Source organism: Mesorhizobium sp. LNHC221B00, from assembly GCF_000502935.1.
GTDB lineage: Bacteria > Pseudomonadota > Alphaproteobacteria > Rhizobiales > Rhizobiaceae > Mesorhizobium > Mesorhizobium opportunistum.
Genome location: NZ_AYWR01000015.1, coordinates 105,542 through 116,849 on the forward strand (window position 1 = coordinate 105,542; position 11,308 = coordinate 116,849).

Annotated in this window: 10 protein-coding genes; 8 read left to right on the top strand and 2 right to left on the bottom strand. The window is 61.6% G+C overall.

All coding sequences use genetic code 11. The features are described from left to right. Positions 1-2: 2 nt before the first annotated feature. The 3 genes from X741_RS146890 to fabG all read left to right on the top strand — a co-directional run bounded on the left by X741_RS146890 (position 3) and on the right by fabG (position 3,173). The gene (locus tag X741_RS146890; RefSeq protein ID WP_023779029.1) at positions 3-701 is read left to right on the top strand and encodes a cysteine hydrolase family protein; all 699 of its coding nucleotides are present in this window, start codon (positions 3-5) and stop codon (positions 699-701) included. A 98-nt stretch (positions 702-799) separates the two neighbouring features. Further along, positions 800-2,326 carry an APC family permease gene (locus X741_RS146885; protein ID WP_023779030.1) on the top strand — a complete coding sequence of 509 codons (1,527 nt, stop codon included), beginning with the start codon at positions 800-802 and terminating at the stop codon, positions 2,324-2,326. Positions 2,327-2,408: 82 nt separating this feature from the next. Further along, the gene (fabG, locus tag X741_RS146880) at positions 2,409-3,173 is read left to right on the top strand and encodes a 3-oxoacyl-ACP reductase FabG (protein ID WP_023779031.1); all 765 of its coding nucleotides are present in this window, start codon (positions 2,409-2,411) and stop codon (positions 3,171-3,173) included. Between the two features lie 81 nt (positions 3,174-3,254). Here the strand turns inward: fabG and X741_RS146875 are convergent, their stop codons facing one another. Together X741_RS146875 and X741_RS146870 are read right to left on the bottom strand one after the other, a co-directional pair. Next, entirely contained in the window at positions 3,255-4,265 is a 1,011-nt protein-coding gene (locus X741_RS146875) for a phosphotransferase enzyme family protein (protein ID WP_023779032.1), read from the bottom strand. 117 nt (positions 4,266-4,382) lie between these two features. After that, positions 4,383-5,666 carry an aspartate aminotransferase family protein gene (locus tag X741_RS146870; protein WP_023779033.1) on the bottom strand — a complete coding sequence of 428 codons (1,284 nt, stop codon included), beginning with the start codon at positions 5,664-5,666 and terminating at the stop codon, positions 4,383-4,385. A 100-nt stretch (positions 5,667-5,766) separates the two neighbouring features. Between X741_RS146870 and X741_RS146865 the strand changes: the two genes are divergently transcribed. The 5 genes from X741_RS146865 (at position 5,767) to X741_RS146845 (ending at position 11,286) form a co-directional block, all read left to right on the top strand. Then, positions 5,767-6,528 (top strand): SDR family NAD(P)-dependent oxidoreductase, encoded by a 762-nt coding sequence (locus X741_RS146865; RefSeq protein WP_023779034.1) that lies wholly within the window; start codon positions 5,767-5,769, stop codon positions 6,526-6,528. A 675-nt stretch (positions 6,529-7,203) separates the two neighbouring features. After that, the gene (locus tag X741_RS146860; RefSeq protein WP_023779035.1) at positions 7,204-8,337 is read left to right on the top strand and encodes a transporter substrate-binding domain-containing protein; all 1,134 of its coding nucleotides are present in this window, start codon (positions 7,204-7,206) and stop codon (positions 8,335-8,337) included. Positions 8,338-8,341: 4 nt separating this feature from the next. Beyond that, positions 8,342-8,986 carry an ANTAR domain-containing protein gene (locus X741_RS146855; protein WP_023779036.1) on the top strand — a complete coding sequence of 215 codons (645 nt, stop codon included), beginning with the start codon at positions 8,342-8,344 and terminating at the stop codon, positions 8,984-8,986. Between the two features lie 248 nt (positions 8,987-9,234). Continuing rightward, on the top strand, positions 9,235-10,080 hold the full coding sequence (locus X741_RS146850; protein ID WP_023779037.1) for a nitrilase family protein: 846 nt from the start codon (positions 9,235-9,237) through the stop codon (positions 10,078-10,080). A gap of 54 nt (positions 10,081-10,134) precedes the next feature. Then, positions 10,135-11,286: a substrate-binding protein gene (locus tag X741_RS146845; RefSeq protein WP_023779038.1), complete on the top strand. Its 1,152-nt coding sequence runs from the start codon at positions 10,135-10,137 to the stop codon at positions 11,284-11,286. Positions 11,287-11,308: the final 22 nt, after the last annotated feature.

Consider the following 11,308-nt stretch of genomic DNA (forward strand, 5'->3'; position numbering starts at 1 on the left):
GCATGAGCTGGAAAACCGGATACCGTTCGCTCTACTACCTCGGTGCACCCGAGCCGGATGATCCGGTGCTGGTGCCGGCGCAAACCGCCATCCTGGTCATCGACGTTCAGAACACATACCTGGAACGGCCGGATCGCGCGTCGCTTCCGCCAGAAGAACAGCACCGCTACGATCTGTGGACGCCGTTCCACGAGCGCATGCACGGCACGGTCATACCGAACACGGCAAGACTGCTCGATCTGGCACGGCAAAATGGCATCGAATGCCTTTTTGCCCGCATCGCCAGCCACACCAAGGACGGCCGCGACCGTTCGCTCTCCCAGAAAATGCCGGGCTGGAACAATTTGCTGCTGCCAAAGAATGACGCGCCGTCGCAGCTGGTTGCCGAGCTTCAGCCGGCCGGCGACGAAATCGTGGTCACCAAGACCACCGATTCAGCGCTGACAGGAACAAATCTGCGCCTGATCCTGCACAATCTGGGCATCAAAAATCTCATCTGCTGCGGCATCTTCACGGACCAGTGTGTGTCCTCGACCGTGCGCAGCCTGGCGGATGAGAGCTATGCCGTCATCGTGCTCGAGGATTGCTGCGCGGCGGCGACCGAGGAGCTTCATCGCAAAGAACTCGAAATCATCAACATGATCTACTGCCACGTCATGTCGAGCGGCGAGCTATGCAAAATCATGGACTTGGCAAAGTGACGCAGCGTCCGTAGTGTGATGGCTGCACACGCAGGCTGGGACACATCGGCCGCCACGTGCGGGGACCAAATACAGCTGTCACGAATGGAGAGGGCTTCATGGCCATAGAAACTGCACGCGGGACGATCGACGTCTCGAAGAGTAACAGCATCAATCTTTTGCACTCCAAGGCCGTGGGGCTCGCGGGAGTGCTCTTTCTGGCCGTCACCGGCGCGGCGCCTATGTCGGCGATGCTGGGCAACGTGCCGTTCGCGGCAGGCTACGGCATCGGCAAATACACGCCGGCCGCCTTCCTGATGGCGACGATCGTGCTGACCATCTTCTCGGTCGGCTATGCCGCGATGGCATCGCGCGTCTCGTCCGTCGGCGGCTTCTACTCCTTCATCAGCCAAGGGCTCGGCCGCGAGGTCGGCATGTCGGCGGGCATTGGCTCGCTCGCCTGCTACTCACTGTTCGAAGCCTCTCTCACTGGTCTGTTTGCATTTTTCGGCAATCTTTGGATTTCCCAGCATTTCGGCATCAACGTGCCGTGGATCGTGCTCGCGCTCGCCATGATCGTGGTCATCGCGGCGCTTGCCTATCGTGATGTGAAGGTGTCGGCGCGGCTACTCGGGATCGCACTCATTCTTGAAGTGATCATGCTGGTGATCTTCTCGCTGGGCGTGCTTTTCGCTCATGGCCCGACGAATTTTTCCGGCGATTCACTAAATGTGTTCAAAGTGTTCACGCCTGTCGCCGAGCAGAAAGTCGGCGATGTGGCCATACCCGCCGGCGAGGCCGCTGTCGGTATCTTCATGGCGTTCTGGTCGTGGGTCGGCTTCGAGATGGCGCCGAACTACGCCGAGGAATCCCGTAATCCCAAGCGCATCATTCCACAGTCGCTGTTGATTTCGGTGATTGGCCTTGGCCTGTTCTACACCTTCGTCAGCTGGTGCGCGGTGGCGGCCTATCCCACCGAGGCCGACATGGTGGCCAAGGCCTTCTCCGATGGCGTGAACTTCTTCCTGACGCCGGTTCAGAGTTTCGTCGGCGGCTGGGGCTACCAGCTGATGTCGCTGCTCATCCTGACCAGTTCCTTCGCCTGCGGCATGGCTTTCCACAACACCGCTTCCCGCTATCTGTACTCGCTGGCGCGCGAAGGCGTCCTGCCGCAGGTGATCGCGGAGACGCATGACCACCACAAGAGCCCGCACAAGGCCTCGGCGCTGCAGTCGGTGCTGGCGGCGATATGGGTCCTGCTCTACGGTCTGGCCTACGGCTTCGACGATCCGTCGGGACAGGCCTGGCTCGGTGTCTATACTCTGTTCGCGGTGCTGGGCACCGGATTGCTGCTTGTGCTGCAGGCCGTCGTCTCGCTGGCGATCTACATGTGGTTCAAGAAGAACGGCGGCGGCAGCCTGCTGACGACAGTCATCGCGCCGTTGATCTCGCTGGTAGTCCAGCTGCTCCTCGTCTACACGCTGGTGGCCAATCTCGCGACGCTCGGCGGCACCAATGGCTTTGCCAGGAGCATCCCCTATGTCGGGCTTGCGATCCTTGTCGTCGGCCTGATCTGGGGCTTTGTGCTGAAATCCGCCAACCCCAAGGCGTACGAGAACATCGGTCACATGGTGAACGAAGGCTAGGGGCGGACGCCGCCCTGGCATCCTTTTCCGCAACGGGGACAGAGTATCGCTCTGTCCCCGTCTCATTTTGGAGCTCCAGATCATGACCCAGTCTTTGAAGGGTCGGTCCGTCGTTGTTACCGGCGGATCGAAAGGCATCGGCAAGGGCATAGCGCGGGTGTTTGCGCTATCTGGCGCCAAGGTCGCCATCATCGCGCGCCATCTCGACCAGGCAGAAGCTGCTGCCACCGAGATCGGCCACGGTGCCTTCGGCGTGGTTGGCGACGTCACCTCGCTCGCCAGCATCGAGAGCGCCTTTGCGACAGTGGCCGCGAGAAACGGGGGCATCGACGTGTTGTGCGCCAATGCCGGAATTTTCCCGCAGGCCCGGCTAGAGGAGATGACTTCGGAACAATGGGACGAGGTCGTCGACACCAACCTCAAAGGCACCTTCCACGCGGTCAAGGCGGCGATTGGCTACCTCAAGAAATCCGACCAGGGTCGGGTCGTGCTGACGTCATCGATCACCGGCCCGGTCACCGGTTTTCCCGGCTGGTCGCACTACGGCGCCACCAAGGCCGGGCAACTCGGCTTCATGCGCACCGCCTGCATCGAGTTGGCGAAATACGGCATCACCGTCAACGCCGTCATGCCGGGCAACATCATCACCGAGGGCCTTGCCGGCCTGGGCGAGGACTACCAGAAGACCATGGCCGCCTCTGTCCCGCTCAAGCGGCTCGGAACCGTGGAGGACATCGGCTACGCCGCACTCTACTTTGCGTCGAAGGAAGCCGGATACGTGACGGGGCAGACGATCGTCGTCGATGGCGGCCAGATCCTGCCGGAGAGCTTGGAGGCCCTGGCATAAAGCTGTTCATCGCGAACCGATCTATCTTCTTGTTTTGATGCTATTCCCAAGCGAAAGCGCTCATACTTTTCCTGAATTGCTCTAGGAAAATTTGCTCAGATAGGCTTCGCACAGCCCCTCCGTTCCCTCGGTGTATGGCAGGCCCATGGACCGGGCGAGGTCCGTTTCAGCGTGCGAGCCGATCCATGCAACCAGCAACAGGCGGCGCAGCATCACGAAGGTCGGGATCTCGTCCTCGTCCGCCTTGGGCAGGTCAAGCACACGGCGATAGCCGGTCGTCCACGCTTGGATCAGATCGGCTGCCTGCGGCTCGTGCTCGTAGAAAGAGATGGGCGTTGCCGCGTCGTACATAAACCAGCCGAAGCCGCAGTCGTCGAAGTCGATGACCTTGACCGTCTTGCCGTCGATCAAAAGGTTGGCGAGCCGCAGGTCGCAATGGATGAGGCCGAAGCGGTCTTGGCCCTTGCCGAAGGCATCGAGCCTGCGGCCGATCAGCTCCACGGTACGGCCAAACAGTTTGGCTTTCGCGGCGTCGACTCCCATGCCGTCGCGCCAGCGCCCCCAATGAGGTCTTTCCTCACCCAGGCTTGTCTCGAAATCCCACACGTGACGGCTGAACCAGGAAGGGCGCCGCCACTGCCGGGCATGGATATGCATACGGGCCGTCACCTCGCCCAGCACCTCGAAGGGCTCGCCAAGCGCCTCGCCTATGCCCGGCTCCGAACCGGTCTCCCATTGCGACAACACGACATTGCGCGGTCGCGCCAGTCCGGCATGGCCGACAAGCTGGATTTGGTCGCCGTCCTTGCCCGCCACCGGAACGGGTGTGGAGACGATCCCGGTCTGGCGCAGATCCGTAAGCCAGGCCAGTTCGGATTGGATGGCCGCCCTTGAATGGTAGCCGTCGCGATGGATGCGAAGCGCCCAGCGCCGGCCGTCGCGAGCTGCAATCTTGTAAGTCGCGTTCTCCGACAGGTTGATCATCTCGACGGAGACATCCGCCGGCAAGTCGTAGTTGGCGGTGGCCGCCTCCGCCGTCTCCTGCAGGATGCCGAGTTGCTTGTCGTGCGTGAGCGCGTCGAAATCCGTCATTGCCCGTCCTGCCCCATCATTGCACCATCCGCCCCTGCCCAACCCTGGGCGATCCCGGCAAGTCCAGCGGCCAGCCCGCACTGGATGCCTGGCAGTTTCAACCAGGTTCGGGGCATGTCAACTCGCCTTGCCTGCCTGATGCAGCAGCTCGCGGGCGCGTGGCATCGCGGCATCGAAACGATCCATGATGTCCCGGCAGGTTTCGGGATCCAGAAGAACGCCGGGCTTCCATTGCAACACCCGCTTGTCGAGCGACGAAAAAATCGCCCAGACGCCCTGCTCGTAGAGTGCGCGCGAGACGAACACCGCGCCTTCCGGATGATTGCTGAACTCCAGGCCGAGGATCACGCCTTTCTGGCGCACCCCGGTGAAGACATCGCCGTGACGAGCCTGCATCTCACCCATGGCTTGCGCCATGAACTCGGTCACGGTGCCGACATTGGCCACCAGTTCAGGCCGCTGCAGCATCTCGATGACCTTGTGGGCAACGACACAGCCGAGTTCGGCCCCGCCGGTGGTCGAAATGTGGGCCGCCCCGTCCTCGTTGAGCCAGCCTCCGGCCCTGTCGTTCACCAGCGTCGCGCTGATCGGATAGAGGCCGCCGGACAGGCCCTTTGCCGTCACCATGATATCCGGCTGGACGCCATAGGCCTGCCACCCCCACATGCTGCCGGTCCGCATCAGGCCGGTCTGGACCTCGTCGGCGATGTACATCACGCTATGTTTTTCGCACAGCGCCTTGCAGGCGCCGAGATAGCCGTCCTTCGGCATCGGGAAACCGTATGTGGCGGGGATCGTCTCCATGATCAGCGCCGCGACGTCTTCGCCCTTCAGCGCCTGCTCCATGGCGTCGATATCGTTGAAGGGAACCTGGATGAACGTCTCCGGCTGGTCGGAAAGAAAGATCTTGGTGAAGCGATCGTCGCCGGTCGCCACCGCGAGCCCCGAATGCCCGTGATAACCCTTGATGATCGACACGATCTTGCGCCGCTTGGTGGCATAGCGAGCGCTCTTGATGGCGATGTCCACCGCCTCCGCGCCGCCCGGCGCGAAGATCGCATATTTCATTCCCGGTGAGACATTGACCAGGGATTCGGCCAGCGCCGTCCGCGCCACGGACGGAAACCAGTGATTGCCGATATCGAAATAATCGAGCGCGCTCTTCAGCGTCTCGACCAGCTCCGGATTGCGGTGACCGAGATTATAGGTGCCGCCATTGAGATGCAGGTCGATCAGGCGGCGGCCCGACATGTCGTAGAGGAAATAGCCTTCCCGCCTGCCGATCACCAGATCGATCCCGGCTTTCTGCCAGAACCTGGTCTTGTCGGGATTCCAGAAACGGATTGCCTTGTCGAAAAAATCCTGCTTCGACTCGAACTTGAAGGGGCCGAAGTCGTACATGCCTGTTTTCCCCAGAGGTTGATCGGCGCGCACCCAAGCTTGGGGGGCTCGTCCCCCGGATGATGCAGGATTACGGGCCGGCGAGAAAGGGGACTGAAAGATGATCCTGAAGGACAGGACCGCGATCGTCACCGGGGCGGGATCGGGCATCGGCAGGGCGGCAGCGCTGATCATCGCGCGCGAGGGTGCGGTGGTCGGCGTGACGGACCGCAGTGCTGACGGCGCGAACGCGACCGTCGACCAGATTGTTGCTGCTGGTGGCCGGGCGAAAGCGCTTGTGTTCGACCTGACCGACGATCAGGCGCTTGAAGCCGGTTTCCACGATTTCATCGACGCACAAGGCGGGATCGACATCCTGCACAATCATGCCGGCGTACAAATAGAGGGTGACGTGCTCGGTGTGAGCGTCAAAGGCTTCGACACGTCCTGGACACTCAACGTGCGGGCTCACTTCCTCGGTGCCCGCATCGTCATGCCCTTCATGAAAAAGGCTGGTCGCGGGGTGATCCTCAACACGTCGTCGAGCTCCGGCGTTCTCTACGACCGCGAGATGATCGCCTATACGACGACCAAGCACGCGGTGATCGCGATGACGAAGCAGATGGCGGGCGACTATGGCCGGTTCGGCATTCGCATCAACGCGCTTTGCCCCGGTTGGGTGGATACGCCCTTCAATGCTCCTTACATCGCACAGATGGGAGGCCGGGAAGCCATCGAAGCCTACATCCGCGAAAAAGTGCCGCTTGGCCGTTGGGCAAGCGTCGAGGAAATCGCGGAGGCAGTGCTGTTTCTTGTGTCCGACCGGTCCTCGTACATGACGGGCCAGATTCTGGTTATCGATGGCGGAGAGACGGTGATCTAGGCGTGGGCTCGGGAGATTGTCCAGGCAGCACTTTCTACACAAAATCAATGTTAGCGGATGATCTGCCAGCCCATATCTCTTGCATGATCTCGCCTGGGACAGTGGGCCTGCAAACTTCACGCCAAACCACCCGATTTCGCCCAAAAAAGATGGCGACAGGCCAACAAGGTGTGGCGATGGAGAACGACAATGGTGGGCCCGGAGGGTCAGTACTTTCAACACAAAATCAATATTTTAGCGGCTGGTTCGCCAACCCATATCTCTCGTANGGGCCCGGAGGGTCAGTACTTTCAACACAAAATCAATATTTTAGCGGCTGGTTCGCCAACCCATATCTCTCGTATGATCTCGTATGGTCTGGCGAACCCGATAACAATGACTCCGCTTGAATGTCAGCTCCGCGCCGCATGTCAGCTGTTGACGTGATCTTTGCTGTTGCCAGATTGCAGACATTGCCGGCGCCCCTGAACATCGTAGTTGCGTCAACTTTGGTTCGATCAGAGAGCCCGCTAGATCGTCGCCCTCTGGGCGTGTTCCCAATATATTAGAAAAAACGCGGGGATGAAGATCAACTCTCCGGGACCGGTCGCAACTACGGCCGGCTGTCCCGATGGCGATTGCCATGAGGCCTCGCGTGCAATAGGCCTTTGCCGGAAAAGAGCAGGGAGGATTGCCGTGACAGGAACAGCCCAGACATGGCGCGTCGGCATCCTTTTTTCGCGCAGCGGCATCACCTCGGTCACCGAAAGCGAGCATTTCTACGGGACGGCGCTTGCCATCGAGGAGATAAATGCCGGCGGCGGCGTGCTGGGGCGGCAGATCGAGCCCATAGCCTACGATCCTGGTAGCGACCCCGAGGCGTTTCGATCGCTCGCCCGCAGGCTTCTGACTGAGGACGACGTCAATGTCATCTTCGGCTGTTCGATGTCGGGTAGCCGCAAGGCCGTGCTGCCGATCGTCGAGCGCTACAACGGCCTGCTTTGGTACCCCTCGATCTATGAGGGCTTCGAATATTCAGAAAACGTCCTCTACACCGGCGCCACGCTCAATCAGAACACCTTCGCGCTGGCCGACTTCATCCTGCAGCGCTACGGGCCGCGCGTGTTCATGGCCGGGTCCGACTACATTTATCCGCATGAATCCAACCGGGTCATGCGCGACCTTTTGGAATGCAAGGGCGGCACGATCGTCGAGGAACAATATGTGCCGCTCGATGCCGACGAACGCCGGATGCGCCGGCTGATGGCCGACATCGAGAAGGCCGCCCCGGACGCGGTGTTCTCGACGGTGATCGGGCGCAGTGCGCAAATCCTCTACAGGCTCTATGCCGAAGCCGGCATCGACCGGGCAAAGCGGCCGATCGCCAGCCTGACCTTGGCCGAAGGCGAGATCCGCGTCATCGGCGCCGAGCATTGCACCGGCCATGTGCTGGCTGCCCCTTATCTGGCGAGCGTCGACAGCGGCGAGAACCAGCGCTTCGTCGGCGAGCTCGCCCGCCGGTTCGGCGACCGGACGACGGCGACCATGTGGTCGCAAACCGCCTATACGCAAGTGCATCTGTTCGCCCGCGCGCTGGAGAAGGCGGGAACCCTCGACACCTTCCGCCTCAGCCAGGCAGCGCTTGAAGTCGACTATGCGTCGCCGGAGGGCCGGATGATGTTCGACCAGGAAAACCGCCACGTCTGGTCGACACCACGCATCGGCATCGCCAACGCTGCCGGCCAGTTCGACATTGCCTGGCAGTCGCAGGTCGCGATCCGGCCCGACCCCTATCTCGCCTCGACCCATTTCGAAGAGCCGTGGCTGTAAAACTATGACGGCAACGCTCAAACGCATCCTCAACGATCTGCGGCAAGCGAAGATCCTCGTCATCCATCCCAAGGACGAGGATGGCGCGGCACTTGTCGATCATTTGCGGCGCCTCGGCTGTGAGGTGAGGGCGGCGTGGCCGCCGCCGGCTGCGATCCCTGGCGACATCGATACGGTGTTCGTACAGGTCGGCGAGGCGCCGACAGACGCGATGGTGTCACTGATCGAAGGCGTCAGGACGGCGGTGGTCGCCATCGTCACCTATGAAAGCCCGACCTCGATCAAGGCGATCATCGATCTCAACGCCCATGGCGTCATTACCAAGCCGCTCAGGCAGCTTGGCGTGCTAACGCAGTTTGCGCTCGCGCGCTATCGCTACGGCTATGAAGGACGGCTGGCCAACAAGGTGCGCAAGCTGGAGGATACGCTGAAAGGGCGCAGGACCATCGAGAAGGCGGTCAAGGTGTTGGTCGAGATGAACGGCGTCGACGAGGAGACTGCTTACAAATTGATCCGCGACCAGGCGACATCGAAGCGCGTCGCGCTGGTTTCCGTGGCCGACGGCATCCTCGCCGCGCAGGAAGCGATGCGGGCTTTCGGCTTCGGGATTTCCGCGCAAGGCAATCAGAAACAGCCGAACGATCGATAAGGTGCTGACGGCGGGGCGCGGTAGAAATCTCCTATAACCGGCTGATTTAACTTCTATAAATTGAACTCATCACCGTCCCTTGGTGTCGAAATCTTTGGCTCTTGACGCAGTCTTCGGTCCGTGCAACTTCTTAAAGCACGAGCAGGTTTGCTCTTCGGCAGGAATGCCGTTTCACATTGATGGCTATGTAGCCCTTGGCTCGCGGATGACTTCCGCGCCCAGGGGTTTTTTGCGTTTGGAGACAGGCTTTGGCACACTTGGCGACAGCATCCGCGGACCTCCGTCTGGCCTGCATCCAGTTCCAACCTGCGATCGGCCGGCTGGACAAGAATCTCAGATCGATGGAGCGGCTGATCCGCCAGGCCGCCGGCCTCGGCGCCTCTGTGGTGGTGCTGCCGGAACTCGCCGACAGCGGCTATGTCTTCGACAGCCAGGAAGAACTCGCCGAACTCGCAGCACCCATTCCGGAGGGACGCAGTGCAGCGCTGCTGTGCTCGCTGGCCAGCGAACTCGGTCTCCACATCGTCAGCGGCCTTGCCGAGCGCGACGGCGACCGGTTCTTCAACGCCGCCATGCTGTGCGGGCCTTCGGGTCCCATCGGCACCTACCGCAAGCTGCATTTGTGGAATCGCGAAAAACTCTACTTCCAGCCGGGCAATCTCGGCCTGCCGGTGTTCGAGACCGCGATCGGCCGGATCGGCGTGGCGATCTGCTATGACGGCTGGTTCCCGGAGACCTACAGGCAGTTGGCGCTGAAGGGCGCCGAACTGGTCTGCGTGCCGACCAACTGGGTGCCGATGCCCGCTCAGGGCGACCACCCGGAGCCGATGGCCAACATCCTGCACAAGGCGGCCGCGCACAGCAACGGCATCTACATCGCCTGCGCCGACCGTGTCGGCATCGAGCGCGGCCAGCCCTTTGTCGGCAGGAGCCTGATCGTCGGCCCGACCGGCTGGCCGATCGCCGGGCCGGCCAGCGAAGCCGACGAAGAAATCCTCATCGCCACGATCAACCTCGGCGAGGTCGCCAAGGCGCGCGCGCTGAGTGAGCGCAACGACGCCATCGGCGACCGCCGCGCAGACGTCTACGGATAACCAAGAAGAAGCCGGCACTACCCCGGTACGATCAACCAGAGAAAGGGGAATACCATGAAGAACAGAGCAGTGATCCTTGCCTTCGCCAGCGCCGCCCTGAGCAGTGCCGCCTTCGCCGCGGACGGTCCGATCAAGATCGGCATCCCGGTCGGCTTGTCTGGCGCCAACAGCGTCGTCGCGCCGTCGGTGGTGCAATCGGCGGAACTTGCGGTCGCCGAAATCAACGCTGCTGGCGGCGTACTGGGACGCCAGCTTGCGCTGGAGATCGCCGACGATGCCTCGGGTGCGGCGGGCGCCCAGAAGGCCTTCGATTCGCTGGTCTTCCAGAAGGAGGTCAACGCCGTCATCACCATGGAGACCAGTGCTGCCCGCAATGCCGGCCTGCCGATCATCACCAAGGGCGATATCCCCTACATCTACACCTCGTTCTACGAGGGCAAATCCTGCAATGCCAACCTGTTCGTCAATGCCTGGGTGCCGCAGCAGCAGGTGCCGCCGATCGTCGACAATTTCATCAAGACGCAAGGCGCCAAGAAGTTCTTCCTGATCGGCTCGGACTACGCGTTCGGCCGCGGCATGCTGGAATTCGCCAAGGCCTATATCGAGAAGTCTGGTGCCAGCGTCGTCGGCGAGGAGTATCTGCCGATGGAAGGCAGCGACTGGACAGCGATCATCTCCAACCTGAAGAGCTCCGGCGCCGATGCGGTGATTACCTCGACCGCCGGCGGGGCACCCAACGTCACCTTGACCAAGCAGCTGCGCGGCGCCGGGGTCACCATTCCCTATGGCAACCTCGCCGTGGATGAGGGAACAGCCAAGAGCATGGGCGCGGACGCTGCCGGCATCTTCATTTCCGCTTCCTACGTGACCAGTATCGGCAGCGACGCCAACAAGAGCTTCCTTGCCGCGATCGGGAAGAAGTTCGGTGCCGAGCTGCGCACCCCCAATGACCTCTCGGTGCCGGAATATGAGGGTATCTATCTCTACAAGGCCGCGGTCGAGAAAGCCGGGTCAACCGACACCGCCGCTGTGCTCGCAGCACTTGCCGAGGTATCCTTCGCCGGCCCGCGTGGCATGGTCTCGATGAGCAAGCAGCACCATGCTCCGCTGACCATGTATCTCGGCCAGGTGAAGGCGGACGGCTCGGTGACGGTGGTCGACAAATTCGAAGGCGTCGACCCCGGCCAGCAGTGCCCGAACCTGTAATCGCCCCTCTAATCGCAGCGGG

What these genes read in the sequence shown, in the direction of transcription:
- X741_RS146890 (WP_023779029.1), top strand. Translation starts at nt 3, where the DNA reads ATGAGCTGGAAAACCGGATACCGTTCGCTCTACTACCTCGGTGCACCC.
- X741_RS146885 (WP_023779030.1), top strand. Translation starts at nt 800, where the DNA reads ATGGCCATAGAAACTGCACGCGGGACGATCGACGTCTCGAAGAGTAAC.
- fabG (WP_023779031.1), top strand. Translation starts at nt 2,409, where the DNA reads ATGACCCAGTCTTTGAAGGGTCGGTCCGTCGTTGTTACCGGCGGATCG.
- X741_RS146875 (WP_023779032.1), bottom strand. Translation starts at nt 4,265, where the DNA reads ATGACGGATTTCGACGCGCTCACGCACGACAAGCAACTCGGCATCCTG.
- X741_RS146870 (WP_023779033.1), bottom strand. Translation starts at nt 5,666, where the DNA reads ATGTACGACTTCGGCCCCTTCAAGTTCGAGTCGAAGCAGGATTTTTTC.
- X741_RS146865 (WP_023779034.1), top strand. Translation starts at nt 5,767, where the DNA reads ATGATCCTGAAGGACAGGACCGCGATCGTCACCGGGGCGGGATCGGGC.
- X741_RS146855 (WP_023779036.1), top strand. Translation starts at nt 8,342, where the DNA reads ATGACGGCAACGCTCAAACGCATCCTCAACGATCTGCGGCAAGCGAAG.
- X741_RS146845 (WP_023779038.1), top strand. Translation starts at nt 10,135, where the DNA reads ATGAAGAACAGAGCAGTGATCCTTGCCTTCGCCAGCGCCGCCCTGAGC.